17 protein-coding genes are annotated in these 18,600 nt (G+C 64.5%); 6 read left to right on the top strand and 11 right to left on the bottom strand.

Annotated features, from left to right (window positions below):
- Positions 1 to 56 precede the first annotated feature (56 nt).
- The 4 genes from J1902_RS06915 (at position 57) to J1902_RS06900 (ending at position 4,943) form a co-directional block, all read left to right on the top strand.
- Complete coding sequence (locus J1902_RS06915; RefSeq protein WP_207615513.1) at positions 57 to 620, top strand: YdcF family protein; 564 nt, start codon at positions 57 to 59, stop codon at positions 618 to 620.
- A 194-nt stretch (positions 621 to 814) separates the two neighbouring features.
- Positions 815 to 2,320, top strand: a complete 1,506-nt coding sequence (locus J1902_RS06910; RefSeq protein ID WP_207615512.1) for a tyrosine-protein kinase domain-containing protein — start codon at positions 815 to 817, stop codon at positions 2,318 to 2,320.
- Complete coding sequence (locus J1902_RS06905; protein WP_207615511.1) at positions 2,320 to 4,194, top strand: DUF4012 domain-containing protein; 1,875 nt, start codon at positions 2,320 to 2,322, stop codon at positions 4,192 to 4,194. The genes J1902_RS06910 and J1902_RS06905 overlap by 1 nt, the downstream gene beginning before the upstream one ends.
- A 344-nt stretch (positions 4,195 to 4,538) precedes the next feature.
- Positions 4,539 to 4,943, top strand: a complete 405-nt coding sequence (locus J1902_RS06900; RefSeq protein ID WP_207615510.1) for an LPXTG cell wall anchor domain-containing protein — start codon at positions 4,539 to 4,541, stop codon at positions 4,941 to 4,943.
- 98 nt (positions 4,944 to 5,041) lie between these two features.
- Here J1902_RS06900 and J1902_RS06895 read toward each other — a convergent pair whose 3' ends face one another.
- From J1902_RS06895 to J1902_RS06850, 10 genes are read right to left on the bottom strand one after another with little or no spacing between them, the layout of a single operon-like run.
- Positions 5,042 to 6,376: an acyltransferase family protein gene (locus tag J1902_RS06895; protein ID WP_207615509.1), complete on the bottom strand. Its 1,335-nt coding sequence runs from the start codon at positions 6,374 to 6,376 to the stop codon at positions 5,042 to 5,044.
- Positions 6,373 to 7,767, bottom strand: a complete 1,395-nt coding sequence (locus J1902_RS06890) for a hypothetical protein (protein ID WP_207615508.1) — start codon at positions 7,765 to 7,767, stop codon at positions 6,373 to 6,375. The genes J1902_RS06895 and J1902_RS06890 overlap by 4 nt, the downstream gene beginning before the upstream one ends.
- Complete coding sequence (locus J1902_RS06885) at positions 7,764 to 8,870, bottom strand: glycosyltransferase (protein WP_207615507.1); 1,107 nt, start codon at positions 8,868 to 8,870, stop codon at positions 7,764 to 7,766. Before J1902_RS06885 ends, J1902_RS06890 begins: the two co-directional genes overlap by 4 nt.
- Entirely contained in the window at positions 8,867 to 10,075 is a 1,209-nt protein-coding gene (locus tag J1902_RS06880) for a polysaccharide biosynthesis C-terminal domain-containing protein (protein WP_207615506.1), read from the bottom strand. Before J1902_RS06880 ends, J1902_RS06885 begins: the two co-directional genes overlap by 4 nt.
- Positions 10,072 to 11,223: a glycosyltransferase family protein gene (locus J1902_RS06875; protein WP_207615505.1), complete on the bottom strand. Its 1,152-nt coding sequence runs from the start codon at positions 11,221 to 11,223 to the stop codon at positions 10,072 to 10,074. Before J1902_RS06875 ends, J1902_RS06880 begins: the two co-directional genes overlap by 4 nt.
- Before the next feature lie 11 nt (positions 11,224 to 11,234).
- The gene (locus J1902_RS19795; protein ID WP_207615504.1) at positions 11,235 to 11,768 is read right to left on the bottom strand and encodes an acyltransferase; all 534 of its coding nucleotides are present in this window, start codon (positions 11,766 to 11,768) and stop codon (positions 11,235 to 11,237) included.
- A 51-nt stretch (positions 11,769 to 11,819) separates the two neighbouring features.
- Positions 11,820 to 12,356 carry an acyltransferase gene (locus tag J1902_RS06865; RefSeq protein WP_207615503.1) on the bottom strand — a complete coding sequence of 179 codons (537 nt, stop codon included), beginning with the start codon at positions 12,354 to 12,356 and terminating at the stop codon, positions 11,820 to 11,822.
- A 10-nt stretch (positions 12,357 to 12,366) separates the two neighbouring features.
- Positions 12,367 to 13,509 carry a glycosyltransferase gene (locus J1902_RS06860; RefSeq protein ID WP_207615502.1) on the bottom strand — a complete coding sequence of 381 codons (1,143 nt, stop codon included), beginning with the start codon at positions 13,507 to 13,509 and terminating at the stop codon, positions 12,367 to 12,369.
- Positions 13,510 to 13,522: 13 nt separating this feature from the next.
- Complete coding sequence (locus tag J1902_RS06855) at positions 13,523 to 14,530, bottom strand: GDP-mannose 4,6-dehydratase (RefSeq protein WP_207615501.1); 1,008 nt, start codon at positions 14,528 to 14,530, stop codon at positions 13,523 to 13,525.
- Between the two features lie 3 nt (positions 14,531 to 14,533).
- On the bottom strand, positions 14,534 to 15,514 hold the full coding sequence (locus tag J1902_RS06850) for a GDP-mannose 4,6-dehydratase (protein ID WP_207615500.1): 981 nt from the start codon (positions 15,512 to 15,514) through the stop codon (positions 14,534 to 14,536).
- A gap of 596 nt (positions 15,515 to 16,110) precedes the next feature.
- On the opposite strand from J1902_RS06850, the gene J1902_RS06845 reads away from it, so the two are divergent.
- Both J1902_RS06845 and J1902_RS06840 read left to right on the top strand, forming a co-directional pair.
- Positions 16,111 to 16,545, top strand: a complete 435-nt coding sequence (locus J1902_RS06845) for a VanZ family protein (RefSeq protein WP_207615499.1) — start codon at positions 16,111 to 16,113, stop codon at positions 16,543 to 16,545.
- 37 nt (positions 16,546 to 16,582) lie between these two features.
- Complete coding sequence (locus J1902_RS06840; protein ID WP_207615498.1) at positions 16,583 to 17,641, top strand: LCP family protein; 1,059 nt, start codon at positions 16,583 to 16,585, stop codon at positions 17,639 to 17,641.
- Between the two features lie 21 nt (positions 17,642 to 17,662).
- On the opposite strand, the gene galU is transcribed toward J1902_RS06840, so the two are convergent.
- A complete protein-coding gene (gene galU / locus J1902_RS06835) occupies positions 17,663 to 18,544 on the bottom strand; it encodes a UTP--glucose-1-phosphate uridylyltransferase GalU (protein WP_242701701.1) in 882 nt (293 codons plus the stop codon).
- Positions 18,545 to 18,600: the final 56 nt, after the last annotated feature.

Here is an 18,600-nt window from a genome sequence, read left to right as displayed (position 1 = left end):
TCTCCGGGAAACCGGAAAGCACCTGCCCTTTGCTTTGACTCTGAAAGGGAGAATTCATGCTTTTGCGCCGGACCGGTGCGCACGCGCCCAGGAAGCGCACATGGTGGCTGCCTGTTGGCGCCGTGATCCTGGTGGCGTGGATTGTGATCGGCGTGCCGCTGTACGTTTCGCCTCCAACTGGACAGCCGCAGCCCGCCGATGTGTTGTTCGTGCTGGGGCCGCCAACCGCCCGCGTCGAATACGCCGAAAAACTGATGAACGCCGGCCTCGCCCCCACAATCGCCGTGTCCATGCCGCTGAACAGCGACGGCGAAATTGAGGGTGCATATTGCGAGGCGAAACGCCCCTACAGGATCATTTGCTTCCACCCCGAGCCCTTTACCACCCAGGGTGAAGCGAGGGTCCTGGCCGACATGGCCGAGGAATACGGTTGGCGCAGTGCCAACATCCTGACATCCCAGTTCCACGTAACCCGCGCCAAGGAAATCGTGGGCAGATGTTACGAGGGCGCGTTCAGGATGATCCCGTACTACGAGGATATGGATCCCGCCCTCTGGGCATTCCAGTACCTCTACCAGACGGCAGCTTTCGTCAAAGCGGGGCTCCGCCCGGGTTGCTGACAAACCGGCCTTAACTGCCTGCCGACAGTCGATTGAGTGATCTTGAGATCTTTGTAATCCAATGTTCACAGTTTGTTAACAGCGCGTCATGTACTGAAATTCACGACGGTTAGAATGTGGTCCCTGATGCAAGTAAGCTAATTCGGGGGCTTTGCCAGGCCGCAGTTCACAGCAGCATTCAGAGAGGTTACAACGTGGAGCTACGCGACTACATCCGGATACTCAGGCGCAACTGGATCATCATGACGTGCCTGACGCTTCTGGGCGTGCTGGGTGCCGCGGGAGCCACAATTCTTGCCAAGCCGAGCTACACAGCCGAAACCCAACTGTTCGTCGCCATCCAAAACTCCGGCTCCGTCACCGACCTCCAAATGGGCAACAGCTTCAGCCAGGCCCGCGTTCAGTCCTACCTCAAAACGGTTGTTTCCCCCGCTGTTCTCAAGCCTGCCATCGAGAGCCTGGGACTTGACGCCACACCCAAGGAGCTGGCCGGCAAGGTCAAGGCCACCGCGGACAGCAACACCGTGCTCATCACGATTTCCGTCACCGACGGCTCGGCCGTGCAGGCAGCAGCCATTGCCCAGGCAGTGGGTGACAGCCTGGTGAAGACCGTGGATGGCCTGGAGAAATCCGAGAAGACCGGCGACTCCCCCGTGAAGCTTTCCATCATCACCCCGGCGGAAGCCCCTGATTCCCCGTCCGCACCGAACGTCCGCATCAACGTACTCGTAGGCCTGTTGGCAGGCCTTGCCTTCGGCATCGGATACGCCGTGCTCCGGACGGCCCTGGACAACAAGGTCCGCGGTGAGGCAGACCTCCGCAAGATCACCGATATTCCCTTGCTGGGCGGCATCGCGTTCGACAAGGACGCGGCCCGCAGGCCGCTCATCACGCAGACGGCCCCGCAGAGTCCGCGCGCCGAATCCTTCCGCCAGCTGCGCACCAACATGCAGTTCGCCAACATCAGCCAGAAATCCCGCGCCGTCATGGTGACCTCGTCCCTCCCCGGCGAAGGCAAGAGCACCACGGCCACCAACATCGCCATCGCTTTGGCACAGGCCGGCCAGCGCGTGGCGCTGGTGGATGCCGATCTCCGCCGCCCCACGGTCAACGAATACCTGGGCCTGGACCGCAATGCAGGCCTCACCACGGTTCTCCTGGGCAAGGCCCACGTTGACGATCTCCTGCAGCACTGGGGCGAGGACGAGCTCTATGTGCTCAGCTCCGGCCAGATACCGCCGAACCCGAGTGAACTCCTGGGCTCCGACGAGATGCTCAAGGTGGTGCGGCACCTGGAACGCGAGTTCGACACCGTGATCATCGATGCTCCTCCGCTCCTGCCCGTGACGGACGCCGCAGTCCTGTCCCAGCACGTGGGTGGCGTGATCGTTGTGGTCAGCAGCCAGAAGGTCAAGCACAACGACCTCGTGAAGTCCCTGGGTGCCCTGAAGCTGGTTGGCGCGAGCGTGCTGGGCGTTGTTCTCAACAAGCTCCCCACCAAGGGCGCCGACGCATACGCGTACAGCTACTACAACTACGAAAGCCTCAACCCGGCCGGCAGTGCAGGCGCCCGCAGTGCAGGCGCCGATGCGCCTGCCATCGAGGACATCCCCGCTGGCGAGCCGGACGCCAAGGTTCCAGTCGCCGTCGTCGGCCTGGAAGAGCGCCCGGCGGCTGCGTCCCCGAAGAGCCGCGTCTAATGCCCGCGACGCCGGACGCCGGCGTTCGTACCGAAGTGCGACGCCGCCGCACCGTCCAGCGGCGCAAGATCCTCCAGCGCCGCAGTCGTGTGATCCGCGTGGCGCTGAGCAGCGCTGCCGTTGCCGCAGTATTGGGCGCCGCGACGGCATGGATCGGTTACCAGGGACTCCAGCTCAAGGACGGCCTGGAGAGCGCCTCCGCATTGTTGCCGCAGCTCAAGGAGCAGGTGCTGGCCAACGACACGGCGGGTGCAAGCCAGACCCTCGCCGCGCTGCAGGGCCACACCGCCAAGGCCCGCCAGGCGGCCGGCGACCCCCTGTGGTCGGCCGCCAGCCTGCTTCCCGGTCTCGGCCCCAATCTGGCCGCCGGCGCCGAGGTGGCCAAGGCCGCGGACGACATAGCGCGGCTCGCGGCGGCCCCCATGATCCGGGCCTTCGGTTCCCTCGATTGGGAAGCGATGACACCGGTGGACGGGCAAATCAGCCTGGAACCGATCCGGAACACCTCACCCAGCATCATCGCCGCAGCCAAGACCGTCCAGCTTGCCCATGACCGCCTTGAGTCCATCGACGCAGGGGGCCTGCTGCCGCCAGTCCGGGACCCCCTCGTGGACACCCGGGCCAAACTCAATGACGTCCGGCTTTCGCTCAACTCAGCGGCCGGAGCGGTGCAACTTCTCCCGGCGATGATGGGCGGGGAGGGTCCCCGGAACTACCTGGTCCTGATCCAGAACAACGCCGAGGTCAGGGCAAGCGGCGGCATCCCGGGCGCGCTTGCCGTGATCCGGGCGGATCACGGCAAGATCCGGATGGAGGCACAGGCCGCCGCCTCGGAGCTGGGCGCCTTCACGCCAGCCGTCCCCGTGGACCCCGCCCAGACCGCCATTTTCACGGACCGCCTCGGAACGTACATGCAGGACGTCAACACCACCCCCGACTTCCCCACCGCCGCGGCAACAGCCAAGACGATGTGGGAGACGCGCCATCCCGGCCAAGTGATCGACGGCGTCCTGGCGGTGGACACCATGGCAATGGCCCGGCTCCTGCTGGCAACGGGGCCCGTGGAAATCCCCGCCGGCACGGTTTCGGCAACGTCCAGCGGAGCCCTGGCCACGCGGCTGGCCCATGACAACCTCATGAAGACCCTGCTCTCGGATGCCTATGCCCAGCTTCCTGACCCGGAGGAACAAGACGACTACTTCGACGCCGTGGCCCGGAACGTCTTCAATGCCGTGGCCGGGGGCCAAGGGTCAGCGGAAGAATTGATCAAGTCGGTCTCCGCCAGCGCCGCCGACGGCCGCTTGCTGATGTGGTCCGGGCGCAGCCAGGAACAGGGGATCATCCAGCAGCTTCCCATCGGCGGGGCGATTTCGGGACCGAGCGTCCCGGGTGCGGCCTTTGGCGTCTATTTCAATGACGGCACCGGCGCCAAAATGGACTATTACGTCAAGCGAAGCGTGCAATTAATTCAGACGTGCACCCCCGATGGAGCTTCCGGTTACACAGCAAAAGTCACACTAACCAATAGTGCGCCGTTGGATGCGGGTACGTCCCTGCCAAAATACGTGACGGGCGACGGAAACTGGGGTGTCAAACCGGGCAACGTGCGCACAGTGGTGGCCGTCTACGGACCGGCAGAGTCAGAGCTGTCCGAGGCGAGCCTAAACGGCCAGCCGGCGCCTGTGGGCTCTTTCAGGCAACTGGAGCGACCCGTTGGCACCATGACGGTCCAGCTGGCGCCCGGCGAATCCGCCACAACGGAAGTCAGCTTCGACCAGGTCTCCCGGTTTGAAGCCCCGCAATTGACTGTGACGCCAACCATCCAGGACCGTGCGGAGGTTGTCCAGGCCATGCGGTCCAGGCCATGCGCTTGACATGTTTGTAAACTTTGTGAATTATAGGTAAAGTTCACAGTCAAATTGGTTGTGGCCGATGACACATGATAGTTTTTAGAGGAATCGCGGACCGCGGTCGGATCCAATCGCGGCAGAGAATTAATTGATAGCGCGATATTCCTTACATTATATTTGGGGAGTCAATGATGAAAAAGACCATCGCGACAATCGTCCTTGCCGGTTCAGTCGCTCTCGTATCCGGCGCTGCTGCTACTGCGGCGCCTTACCCTGCAGCTCAAGCGCCCTGCGTGGTGGATGCCGCCAGCGTCCCGGCAGCCAGTTCTGTTACCTTCAGCTGCTCTGGCTTCAAGGCCTTTGACGCAGTGACCATCACCAACACCCAGACGGGAGCTGCGCAGGCATTCGGCGGCGGCGGAGCCGGCTCCGTTGGCGCGGCCCGGGGCATCGTTCCCACAGCCCCTGTGACTTCCTCCGTAACGGCTGACGGCAGCGGCAAGCTCTCCGCGTCCATCCTCCTCCCGACGGCAGGCTCCTACCTCATCACCGCAGTCAACGCCGACCAGAGCATCAACGGAAGCGCCTCCGTTTCCGCAACTGCGGCGAGTTCCGGCGGTAATGGCAACGGTTCGGCCTCGGGGTCCGGCGCGCTCGCCGAAACCGGCATCGACTCCAACATCCTGATCTGGTCCCTCGTGGGCGGCGGCGCATTGCTGGCAGGTGCCGCTACCGTGGTGGCTGCCCGCCGCCGCCAGCGCTCCGAGGCCTAAAAGCCAGCGCAAGGAAACAGGTTCCGTAAATAAGAATGTCCCGGAGAGAATTCTCCGGGACATTCTTATTTGTTCGGCCAAATTACCTGTTCGGCCAATTACCGGGATTCGGCGGGTTCGGCCACCGGCTGCTCAGCTACGGGCGTCTCCACCGGCGTCGAGGCCTCCGCGGAAGCCGCCGGCTTCTTGATCAGCCTTGGCCTGAGCTTCATGGCGGGCATCTCCACGAGGTGGTAGGACAAGGCCGCCAGCGCAACCGTGATTACGGTGACCAGCCCATAGTTCCAGGCGGCACCGGCAAGGGTGTCACCGCCGACTGTCCCCCAGCGAGTGACCAACAGCAGGACCGGATAGTGCCACAAGTAGATGCTGAGCGAAATGTCGCCCAGATACTTGAGCGGCTTGATGTCCAAGGCCAAGGCCGCAAAGGGAGCATTTCCGCCCCGGTTGGGGAGAACCAGCAGCAGTACGGCCACGGCGGACGCCGCCGAGAGCACCGTGGGCAGGTAGCGCGGCTGCAGCAGGAGCGTGGCGGCCGAGGCGATCAGTCCAAGCACCAAAGCAGCCGCCAACAGCAGCCGCAGGGCAGGCAGTCGCTGCACGAGGCCGCGCTTGAAGGCCACGTACAGCACCGCCGCGGCCAGGCCGAAGGCAAAGTTGTCCGACCACAGGAACAGGCTCCTGGCGAAGACCGCATGCCAGTTGGCGCCCCACTCGGCCTGCAACGGACTGAGCCCGGGCAACCAGGCCAGGGACAATCCCGCGATGATGCGGCAAGCAACGCCCACCACCAGGAAAATGGCGGCGGGAAGGAGGGCTATTAGCCAAGGACTCCAGGTGGTCCGCTTTCGCAGGGCAAAACATCCCAGTGAAAGGAGCGGCAGCACCAAATAGAAAGCGATCTCCATGGTGAGGGTCCACGAGGGATTGATCCCCGTCTGCAGCCCGGATGGCAGATAGTTCTGCAGCAACGTCAGGTGCAACAGAATCGTGATGGGATCGGTGATCATTCCGCTGCCCTGGTCCGTGCGCGGAGCGGATGTTTCGTACGCGTTGGTCACGTACACGGATCGGAAAATAAAGTTGGCCACGGCAAATGCCACGATGTACGCCGGAAAAACACGGAGCCCGCGGTTTACGGCGTAGACACTGACGCTGGGGAATTTCTTCCCGTCCACCAAGGCCGAGAGAAACGGCATGTAGATGAAAAACGCGGAAAGCACGTGGAAGAAAACGATGAGGTTGCCCAGGTAACCCACCTTGGTGGCTTCCGTGACTCCCGGCGTGAGCAATGCCGCCGTGTGCACAAGGACCACCATGAGCGCCAGGAGCCCGCGGGTGCCTTCCAGCCCAGGCAGGCGGCCTGAGGCCGCGCCGGCGGTTTTGGCCGTTGCGGCGTTGGGCCCCTGGGAACGGGCCAGCTGCCGGCTCACGCAGGCACCTTCACCAGGCGCCGGGGCGCCGGCACGATTGTAAGTTCCATGCTCACTTTGTCCTTAATGGGAAAGTCCTCGGACCTCGGAAGGAAGCCCAGAAGTACGGCGAAGAGGGTGGCCACCGGCGGAATGGTGACCACGGGGAAGTCGAGCTGCAGTGCCACCAACACGAGGCCAATGAAGGCTGCGCCCACGTAGCCGGCTGCGGTGTCGGCCCCGCGAAGACCCTTCACGGCCAGCACCAGGCCCACGATCAGCAGCGTGCAGAAGACCAGGCCGGTCACCAGCCCGCCGCGGTAGATGGACAGCAGCGGAGCATTGGCCACGTGGTTCACCAGGAAGCCGGCCTCGGCGTCGCGGAACTCAATGCGGCCCCAGCCCAGTCCGAACAGCCAATGCCCCTCCATGTGCCCCGGGAAGTTGGCCAAGGCCTCAGAGCGGGCGGACGAACCGGCGTCGGAATTGCCGAATGAGTCAAAGATCCGGTTCTGGACCTCGGGGACGGCGAACAGCGCGGCGGAAGCCGCGGCGCCCACGCCGAGCGTCTTGATGCGTCCGCTCAGCCGCATGCTCTGGAAGGCGAAGAACACGAGGAGAGCCACGACGGCGGAAAAGATGGCCGCACGGCTCAGGGTCAGGGTCAGGGCGGTGGCCAGGATTCCGCCAGCAATGACAAGCCGCGGCCCCCGCAACATTGCCAGGGCCAGGAACAGCGCCACATACAGGAACAGTCCCCCCGCGTTGGGGTCCACATACGTGCCCGTGAGCCGCGTTGACTGTTCCGTGGAGCCGAACACAAACCGCAGCGTGGACTCGCCTGACTGGTACCCGAAAATGCTGAGCAGCCTCATGGCCTGCCCGGACTTGTCCACCAGCACACCAAAGAGGCCAAACACGGCAGCGGCCACCGAGCCATACACAAAGAGCCGGCCAAAGGCGGCCCGCTCCGGCCGGTCCAGCCGCAAAACTGAAAGCCCCGCCGACGTCGCAATCAGCCACTTGGCGAATTCCGCCAGGTCAAAACTGCCCACGTACGTGACGGCCATGGAAATGCCGCCGACCGTCATCAGCACGATGATGCACCACGCCATGGCGGGGATCCGTGCCCCGGGCCTTCGCGGTCGCAGGACTGCGGCCAAGGCGGCGCTGACGGCCAACAGCAGCACCAGTGGCAGCGGGGTTCCGGGAACCACGCCGAAGGGCAGCATGGACAAGGCCAGGGCCAGGGCGCCATAGATGATCCTGGGCCGTGTCGCCGCAATGTAGACAAGCCACGGCAGCCCCACCATCACGGCGGCCAGGATCCGGCCGCCGCTGAACGGGTCCCCCACCAGGAAACCCGCCAGCAGCGCGGCCAGGGCTGCCGCCAGAACGAGCATTTTGTTCAAGCGTTCAGCCAGTTCTGCACCGTGGACTGCGGTGCGCCGCTGTTCCAGCGGTGCGCATTCAGTTCGTACAGCCGCTCGCCTTCGGCAGCCGCGGTGGAAGCGTCCAGCAGGAACTCGCGGCACCGGGCCACGAAGTCGTCCTTGGCGTCGAAGGTGGGGAGCTGGAACACGGGGGCCAGCGAACCGACCGCCGGCGTAGTGCCAACCAGGGGCAAACCGCGGCTGACAGAGTCCAGGATCTTGACGCGCACGCCGCCGCCGGTGATCACCGGGGCAATCAGCGCGCGGCAGGAGCCGAGGGTGGCAATGAGGTCATCCGCGAAGCCGACGTCCACCATGCCCTGGGGCAGATCCACCTTGAGCTTCTCCGGGGAACGCTTGCCAACCACCAGAAGCTCGGCGCCCGGGATGCCTTCCGCAATGGACGGCCACCAGTCAATGAGGATCTTGAAGGCCTCCTGGTTGGGCGGCCATGTGCGGTCGCCCAGGAACACGAGCCGGCGGCCCGTGGACGCGACGTCGATCTTGGTGTTGGGCGGCAGGGTGACATCCAGCCAGTGGACGCTTTCCACGCCGTTCTGCCGGTAGTCCTGGGCCTCTTCCTCGTCGTACGTGCCCACGGCATGCGCGGCCAGGGCCACGCGCAACTCATCGCGGCGGATGCGGGGGGCGTCCAGCTTGCCCACGATGCCGCGGGTGGCGGTCCACACCAGGGATTCGGAGATCACCGTGTTGACCAGGAGCTTGGCATCGGAGCCATGGTGGCGCGAGCGCAGGTAGGGCTCGGCCATGTAGCTGTGGTCCGCGATGAAGATGTCCGAGTCGATCTCATCGAGGGCCTCGGCGTAGGCGTCCACGTTGAAGCGGGTGTGGACCAGGCTCATGTTGTCCCGCAGGCTCCGCGCGGCGATGCGGGCCAGGCTGACGTCCGGCTTCTGCACCCGGCGCAGGCCGTCCGTGGTGGAAGAGGGCTCGTAGGACAAGCACAGCAGATCCACTTCAGCCGATTCGCGGGCGAGGTCCACCAGCAGGCGGGACAACGTCAGGTCACCGCCGTGTGTGGTGCTGGGATCCTTGGAGAGCAGAAATGTTGCCTTCTTCACGGAGTACTTTCCTTCACTGTTTCCAACTCGACTTCTAGCGGCGTCAATCTTTCGAGGTCCTTGTTTGCTGCCCAGCCAAACCATGCGGCGAGGACCGCTTCCCCGGCCACCGCTGCCAGCGAGGCCCCCGCGGCACCCAGGGGTGCCAGGGCGGCAATGAGGCCCAGCTTCACGAAGGCCGCCAAACCGCCGCCCACCACTCGGTGGCCGTCACGGTTCTGGACGTACAGGACGGTGGTCATCACCAGGGTGACGCAGCGCAGCACCGTGAAGGCACTCAGGATGATCAACGCAGTGGCTACGTCCGGGGCAATGCCCGTGGCCAGGAGGGCCAGCCCTGCCAGCAGGACCATGAGTCCGAAGAGCCCGGACAGAATGACGATGCTCCGTGCCCGCGGGCCGGCGGCGGGGTGGCCGCCTGCCATTCTCAGCGGCTCGTGGAAGGTGTGCGCGTACATCTGGCCGAAGGAGGCCACCGCCATCACCACCACGGATGCCACCGAGTAGTATCCGGCAACCGTGCTGTCGGTCAGCAGGCCCAGCAGCAGAATGTCCCCCTGGATGTGGAGGGCCACGATCAGCGCATCCGACCACAGGAGCGCCCATTCCTTGAACCTGCCCGGGAAACCGGGGCGCGACTGCCTGGCCGAGAAGCCGGCCAGGGCCACCACCACCAGATAGGGCGCCAGGTAGGCCAGGCACACGAGCTCAAGGTTGCGTCCGGGCACCAGATACACCACGGCGGCGGCCCCGGCCACGGACGCCGCCTGGCGCACCACGTCCCAACGCATGATGATGTTCGGATGGCCGTTACGCAGGGCCTCGCTCTTGAACGCGTTGAAGGCGATCTCCCCGCCAGCCACCATGAGGGCGAAGCCAGCCACAAAGAACTGGCCGTAGGCGAGGAGCCCGGCAAGGAACAGGCCGATGCCCAGGAGTGCGCGGCCGGTTCGCTCCGCACGGAACAGTGCATCGCTGCTGCGCAGCGAACGGACCAGGAAGGGATTGTCCAGGGGTGCCGCGATGATCGCGGCAAAGGACAATGCCATGGCGTAGCGGCCGTAATCGGAAATGCCGAGCGAGACGATCATCGCGGTGGTCCAGGCCAGCCCCATGACCCTGCCGGCCACGATCCACGAGGCCGCCATCCCCGCCTTGAGCAGATTCTGGCTGATCAGGTTTTCCTTGAGCAGGCGGCGGATCATGCGGGGTTCCCGCTCTTGCCGCCGGCGCCGACCAGGGACGCGGCGTTCGGAGCCGGGGCGAGGCCCGCGGCAGCGGCCCAGCCTGCCAGGAAGGTGGACGTCACATTGGCCACGGACCACTTCTCCTTGAGCTGCAGGGCACTCTCCTGCAGCTCAGCCAGTTTCGCGTCATCCCGCAGCAGCGCATTGGCGGCAGCACAGATCTCCTCCGCGCCGCCGTCGACCACTACGGAGCCACCTTCAGCTTCGAGTTCCCGCAGGGAACCGTAGGCGCGGGCGAGCACCGGCGTTTGGTAGGCGATGGACCGCGTGACCGTGCTGGCGGCGGGGAAGGCCTCGCGGCCGTAGGAGGTGCGGCCGTTGTAGGGCACCATGAGCATCCGGATGGAGTTGAAGAACGCGTCCTCCTCCGGGCCATTGACTTCGCCGAGCACCTCAACGCCCGGCATCGACTCGAGCACCTCGGTGCCGCGGCCGGCGATCCGGATGGTGATGTCGTCGTCGAGCGCTTCACGCAGCGCCGCGAGGCCGTCGAAGCCCTTGCCGCGGTACACATAACCGAACAGGCCGACGGCCAGCGGCCGCTCGGCAACGGGAGCCAGCGCAGGGCGTTCGGGAACGAACAAGGCCGTGGGGATGACCGTGGAACCCTTCATGACCGACTGGAGCCTGCGGGCGCCCAGCGAGCTGAGGGTGAAGAGCGTGCGGGACTTGCCGGCCCATGCCTCCAGCCACGGCGTGATCCTGCTCAGCGGCAGGTGGATGCCGTGGTTGAGCACCCGCGAGGCCGCCACGAGGCGCGTGCGGAACGGCCACCAGACCGGGTAGGGGGGATCGTGCACCGTGGCGGTGACTGTGACGTTGCGGAGCCCCAGCGTGGCCCAGAACGGGACCACCGCGCCGCCGCTCTGCTCCGAATGGACGATCGTGGGGATGTCCGGCGCCTCCGCGATGATGCGGCGCAGCTCACGGCGGTGCCGCAGGATGTCCAGCACGCTGTCAGCGCCCGGGGCGCCGTGCCGGTATTCGCGCACCTGTGCGAAATGGGGCCCGACGGCGGCAATGAAGTCATCGGCGTAGTCGCCTACACCGCTGGTTCCGGTGTGCGGGGCCAGGTAGATGAGCCGGTGGCCGGAGAAGTCCGCCATGTGGTCCGCCATCAGAAGAAGAGGGGGCGGTAGGAGGGATCGTAGCTGAGCGCGGATTCGCGGGTGCCGCGGACCTTGGCGGGGATGCCCGCCACGATGCTCATCTCTTCGACGTCCTTGCGGACCAGCGAACCGGCGCCCACCACGGCGCCCCTGCCGATGGTGACGTCCGGCAGCACCGTGGCGCGGCTGGCGATCCAGGCGAAATCCCCCACCGTGATGGGCAGCAGGACGTAGTCGAAGGTGTCCGAGTCCGGCAGGTGGGTTCCCGTGATGAAATGGACGTCGCTGGCGATCACCACATTGCTGCCGATGCTGAGCCCGCCGCGGGCGTCCAGCAGGCAGCGGAAGCCGATGCCCACGCTGTCCCCGATGGTGATGTTGCGGATGCCCAGCACGGTGGTGCCGCGGAACACGCTGCTGCCCGTGCCGATGGTGGCGCCCCAGAGCCTCAGGACGGCCAGCCGAAAGGCATGGGAGGGCACATGGGTGGCAAAGAAGTTGTAGAAGATGACCCCGAGTCGGTCCCAGGCCTTGAGTAGCACGTGAAGGCTCCTATGCGTTGTGAATCAGCAGAACGGCTCAGCCGGAAAGGCTCAGAAGAACAGCGGGCGGTATTTGGGGCGGTAGTCGAGCGAGGACGTCCGCTGGCCCCTGACCTCGGCAGGAACGCCGGCCACGATGTCCATGGCCTCCACGCTCTTGCGGACCAGGGAACAGGCTCCCACCACCGCACCCTTGCCCACCGTGATGCCGCCAAGGATGGTGGAGCGGCTGGCGATCCAGACGGAGTCCTCGATCACCGTGGGGGTGGTGACGGCGGCGAAATCGTCCGAGTTCGGTTCATGGTGGGCGGTGATGAACTGGGTGTCGCTGGCAATCACCACGTTGTTGCCGATGGTCAGCCCGCCGCGCGCGTCCAGGAGGCAGCGGAAACTGACCACGCAGGCCTCGCCGATCTTCAGCTGCCGGATGCCCAGCACCGTGGTGCCGCGGAAGACGGCCGAGTCCGCGCCGATTTCGGCTCCGAAGGCGCGCAGGAAGCCCACCCGGACGTTGTGCGAGGGCACCTGGGTGACCACGAAGTTGTACAGGACAACCCCTGCATGGTCGAGTACGTTTTTCAGCTTCACTGTGTTCCCCTTAACCGGCTGTCACTGCGGCCGCTGGCTCCTCGCCAACGTGGCCGGATTCTTCGATCCAGGACCGGATGTTGTCCCGGAAGACCTGGCGGTCGAACGTCCAGGCCTGCTTCTTGCACGCTGCCGGATCCATGCCCGCCGCCTGCTCGATGGCCGTCTTAAGTTCACGGTCACCGAAGGCTTCCAGCAGCCGTCCGGTCCCGCCGTCGAGCACTGTTTCGGACGCACCCCCGACGGCGGCCGCCACCACGGGCGTGCCGGTGGCCATCGCCTCCACGGGCATGATGCCGAAGTCCTCCACAGGCGGGAAAACGAAGACGAGGGCGCGGCGGTAGAGCTCGCGCAGCAACGCGTGGGATGGACGGTCCACGAAGGTCACGAGCCCCGGATGGTTGGCCGCCTGGGCCTTCAGGGCCGGCAGGCTGGGGCCGCTTCCTGCGAGCACCACCTGGATCCCGGCCGCTGCACCGGCAGCGATCACCAGGTCCAGCCGCTTGTACGGGATGAACCGGGACGCACCCAGAATGAAGGATTCCGGCAGGTCCTGCAGGATCCGCTCTTCTTCCGGGGTGAAGTCCCCGAGTTCCTCCGTGTCGAAGTCCCCCACGTTGACGGGGGGGTAGATGACATCGCTTTCGCGCTGCCAGGTCTCCCGGATCCGGCTGACCACAAACTTGCTGATGCCGGCGATGGCCACGGGCTCCTGGGCGCGCTTGCGGTCCAGACCCTTCAGCGGAAGAGCAGCCAGGCGCACGGGGAGGGACAACCCACGCGGGTCCAGTTCCGGCGTCCAGATGTAGCGGGCCGGGGTGTAGGCGTACACGAACTTGGGCACATCCCTGGCCAGGCCGGAGAAGCGGGCGTGGTGGGCAAACAGGTGCGAGCTGCACAGCAGCCAATCGGCGTCGCTCTTTCCCAGGTTCCGCCACGTGGCGGGCATAAACGGCAGCGCCAGGCTCTTGGATTTCCTGAGCGGGGTGCGCGCCAGCCAGGTCTCGGACACGCGTTCGCGTGCAAAACGCCCCGGGGCGTCGTCCCACAGGCATCTGATGGGGGCATCCGGGAAAACCGCTGCGATTTCTTCCATGACCTTTTCCGCTCCCCCATGCGGTTCCAGCCATTCGTGGACGATCATTCCGGACATCTTGCCGACTTCCTCATTCGTGCAGGCCATCTTTCTCAAGCAGCGAGACGTCGTGCCTGGTCATTCTGGCCACAATTTCCTTGAATTCCACGGTGGGTTCCCAACCCAGCTGGCGACGGGCCTTGGAGGCGTCGCCCCGCATTTCCGAAGCATCCGCCGGTCGGACGAATCGCTGGTCAATGAACACGTGCTCTTCCCAGTCTTCGATCCCGACTGCCGCGAATGAGGCGGCCACGAAGTCACTGACTGAATGCGCCGTGCCGGTCGCGATGATGTAGTCATCGGCCGTCTCAGCGGCTGCCATCCGGAGCATGGCATCCACGAAGTCCGGGGCCCAGCCCCAGTCCCGCCGGGCCTCCAGATTGCCCAGCCCCAAGCGTTCGCCGGAGCCCGCGGCAATTGCGGCCACTTGGGAGGTGATCTTGCGGGTGACGAAATCCAGGGGACGCCGCGGCGACTCATGGTTGTACAGAATGGCCGACGACGCCGCGAGCCCGCGCTCCCGGTAGATGTCCACCATGCTGTGGGCGTACGCCTTGGCCGCACCGTACGGAGACACCGGTCGGATGGCGGTTTCCTCCGTTTGCGGACTGTGCGTGGCGCTGCCGAAGATCTCAGCGCTGGATGCCTGCACGAACTTCACGGGCTTGCCACTGTTCTCCTGGAACCGCCATGCGGCTTCCAGCATTGCGGTGACAGCAACACCGCTTACCTGGGCCGTGAGTGCGGGTTCCTCCCACGAGCGGGCCACCGAGCTGATGCCCCCGAGGTTGAAGACGACGCCGGGCTGGATGTCCTGAATCAAGGCGGCCAGCTGTGACGGATCGGCCAAGTCACCCCGGTGCTGCCGGATGCGTTGATCCAACAGCACCGGGGCTGCGGGTGTTGCGGGCTCGGAGCCCTGCTCCCGCCGGACCAGGGCGTGCACGTCCCAGCCGGCGCCGAGCAACTGCTCGGACAAGTAGCTGCCGTCCTGCCCCGTTATTCCCGTAACAAAAGCCCGTGGGCTGTTCTCCGGCACGGCCTAGGCCAGACCCCTCTGTTCCTTGAGGTCATGCTCGACCATCATGGAAACGAGTTCGGGGAAGGTCACCGTGGGCTTCCATCCGAGCTTTTCGCGTGCCTTGGACGGATCGCCGATCAGCAGATCCACCTCTGCAGGCCGCATGAAGGCCGGATCCTGGCGCACGTAGCGGCTCCAGTCATCAATCTCGACGGCGGCAAAGGCTGAGTCCAGAAGGTCCCGGATGGAGTGGGTTTCACCCGTGGCAATGACGTAGTCATCAGCTTCGGGCTGCTGCAGCATGCGCCACATGGCCTCAACGTAGTCGCCGGCGAAGCCCCAGTCCCGCTGGGCGTCCAGGTTTCCGAGCACCAGCTCATCCTGCAGCCCGAGCTTGATGCGTGCCGCTGCGCGGGTGACCTTGCGGGTGACGAATTCGGGGCCGCGGCGCGGCGACTCGTGGTTGAACAGGATGCCGCTGGACGCGTGCATTCCGTAGGACTCCCGGTAGTTGATGGTCATGTAGTGACCAAACACCTTGGCAACACCGTACGGCGAACGTGGCCAGAGCAGAGTGGACTCACGCTGGGGCACGTCCTGGACCTTGCCGAACATCTCCGAGGACGACGCCTGGTAGAACTTGACCTTGTCAAGGTCTGAACCCGCATACAGGCGGGTTGCCTCCAGGACGTTGAGCACGCCCTTGCCTGTGACTTCGCTGGTCAGTGCAGCGTTTTCCCAGGAGTAGGCCACAAAGGAGATGGCCCCGAGGTTGTAGACCTCGTCCGGCTGGGCCTCGGCGAAAACACGGGTCAGGCCGGCCATGTCCGAGAGGTCACCGGTGAGGATCTTGACCTCGGGCACAGTCTGGTGGACAAGCTCGATCTTCGGATTGTTCTGTCCACGGACAAGCCCGTACACCTCGTACCCCTTGGAAACCAGCAGTTCGGCGAGGTACAGGCCGTCCTGGCCTGTGATGCCAGTGATAAGCGCGCGAGGCATTGTTCTCCTTGATGGGCAGCTACTGCATAGGTGCGGACCCGAGTGATAAGCGACGGGGAAATTATGGTGCGAGCTTCATTCAGATGATGTGAATAAAAGCTAGTCAAATAATAGAGCCAAACTTCCATGCTCGTTGACAATATGACTGTGACCGTAAGAAGTACGTGTGAAGTTTTAATGCCGCTGTAACCTACAAGTCACATTCTAGAAAGAAGTAAACGAGATGTCACTTTTCAGAAAGCAGTAAACGAGATGTCACATTCCAGAGATGGAATATCACAATTGCGGGAAACAGAAAAGTCACATGGTTTTCACGGCTTCGAAGGTCGGTCTCGCAGACAGAGGAACTCAAGATTCCAGCGGACCTGAGCATGGACGCGCATTGGCTTTCGCAACGGGTGCCACAGGAGATTCGAGGGCGCCTTGCGGTACCTTAAGAGACATGGGGCGACACTGGCGACGACGAAGACTGAGCTTCGGGCTGGACATCCCCGAGATCCCACAAAGCTGGAGGCCATACATCCTTCTTGCGCTTCTGGCTGCCGCGTCCTTCGGAGTGGCGGCACTGGCCATCGCGAAAACGACCTGATCCGGACGTGACACTGGCTCCTTCGCGCCTTTCACGGCGGCTGCTGACTCTCTATTCCCTGCTCCTGGCCTTCGTGGGCTTCTGGCCGACGCCAGTGGACAAACCGGCCCAGGGAACACTCGACAGCCTCTTCAGGTTCTTGCACCGGCGCGGCTTCCCGGACTGGTTCGGGTACAACTTGTTGGAGTCCAGCGCCAACGCCATGCTGTTCGTGCCTGTGGGCATCCTTGCTGCGCTGTCATTCCCGGGCAGCCGTTGGTGGCACAACGCAGGCATCGGGATGCTTGCCTCCCTGTGCATTGAACTCGGCCAGATGCTCTTCCTCGAAGCCCGCTATCCGAGCTGGTTTGATGTCGCCGCCAACACTTTGGGCACCATTCTTGGCGTGGCTGGCGTCCGGCTCTGGCGACGCCGGCCGCAGCGGTCCCACAGGGCGCGTTGATACTATCCAGGAAGCCGATCCCGACCTCAAGGAAGACATGACGCTCCCGTTCGACACCGATGAACCCACCGCCGAATCCGGGCTGCGGCGCCGGAAGAGCTCCAGGAAAAGGAGGCGGAACGTACTGATCGGCGTCGTTGCCTTTGTGGTTGTCACGGCTCTTGTGGGCGGCGGATATTTGTTCCACCTGGCCCAGACGTTCAACACCGGAACCACCAAGATCGAGTCCGCGTTCCCTGAAGAGGCGTTGCGACCGCAGAAGACCGGCACGGCCGCCATGAACATCCTGGTGATGGGCAGCGACAGCCGCGGGGCCACGGAAGTCGACGCGGTCAACGGTGCCGCGACGGATCAACGTGCGGACACGCTGATGCTGATGCACATCCCGGCCGATCGCCGGCATGTGTACACGATTTCCGTCATGCGGGATCTTTGGGTGGAAATCCCCGGACACGGTGAGGCTAAGATCAACGCTGCGCTTGCCCAGGGCGGGGTCCCGCTGATGGTCCAGACGATCGAATCCGTTTTCCAGCAGCGGATCGACCACGTAGCCATGGTGGACTTTGAAGGATTCAAGGGCCTGACCGATGCGCTCGGTGGCGTGGACGTGACCGTCAAGGAGCCGTTCACGTCGTCCGGGCGCAATGGGCACTACTTCGCAGCGGGCAGGAACACCCTCGGCGGCGAGCAGGCCTTGGCCTTTGTCCGTGAGCGGTACGCTTTCACGGACGGCGACTACCAGCGGGTCCGTAACCAGCAGGCGTACCTCAAGGCCGTCATCGGCAAGACGATCAGCGCCGAGACCCTGACCAACCCCGTAACCATCAGCAACTTGGTGGGTTCGGTGTCCCCCTTCATCAGCGTGGACAAAGGCTTGGACGCCGCCACCCTGGCTGGACTGGGGCTTGGGCTAAGGGACATCGGCCAAAAGGACGTCGTCTTGTTCACATTGCCGACCCTGGGCACTGGTACGTCCACCGACGGGCAATCCATTGTCCTCGCAGACCCGGTGGCCATCGCCGATATCGCCGCTGCCCTGGCTGCGGACAAGCTGGGCGACTACGTGGCCTCCAACTCCCTCGAATCCGGAAACTGACGCGACAGGCCGCTGAGGCATTTACCGCGCGGGCGTCCTGAGGGAGTCCAGCCATTCGTTCAGGGCGGGGCCGAGATCCTCGCGTTCGGAGGCGATGGTGAACACGGCCTTGAGGTAGCTCAGCTTGTCGCCGGTGTCGAAGCGGCGGCCCCGGAAGATGACGCCGTAAACGCCGGCCCCTTCGCCCTCTGCCGTAGCCAGGGCCTGCAGGGCGTCGGTCAGCTGGATCTCTCCGCCACGGCCCGCAGGCGTGACCTCGAGGACATCGAAGACGCGCGGATGCAGGACATACCGGCCGATCACGGCCAGGTTCGACGGCGCTTCGTCCGCGGCCGGCTTCTCCACCAGGCCGTTGACCTTCACGTAGTCGCCGTTGCCTGCCGGGACCACCTCTGCGCAGCCGTAGGCACTGATGTCCGCAGGATCCACTTCAAGAAGCGCGACGACGGAACCGCCCGTTTCCTCCTGGACCTTCATCATGGCCCGCAGGACCTCGTCCTTCTCATGGATCAGGTCATCGCCCAGCAGAACCGCAAACGGCTCATTCCCGACGTGGCTCCTGGCCCGCAGGACAGCATGCCCCAGGCCCTTCGGGTCGCCCTGGCGGACGAAGTGGATGTCCGCCAGCGAGGACGCCTCCCGCACGGCAGCCAGCTTCTCGTGGTCCCCCTTCGCCTCGAGCGTCTGCTCGATGAACGGGACACGGTCAAAATGGTCCTCCAGCGGACGCTTGTTGCGGCCCGTGATCATCAGGACATCGCCGATACCGGCACGGACTGCCTCTTCCACCACATACTGGATGGCCGGCTTGTCCACCACCGGCAACATTTCCTTCGGCGTGGCCTTCGTGGCCGGCAGGAACCGCGTCCCAAGCCCCGCAACCGGAATAACTGCCTTGCGCATCTGCGTCCCCATTCATAGATCAAAAAGACATATGAAGCGAATCCTAGCCGATACGT

Source organism: Arthrobacter cavernae, assembly GCF_017368795.1.
GTDB lineage: Bacteria > Actinomycetota > Actinomycetes > Actinomycetales > Micrococcaceae > Arthrobacter > Arthrobacter cavernae.
This window is presented reverse-complemented; position numbering and strand designations above follow the sequence as displayed.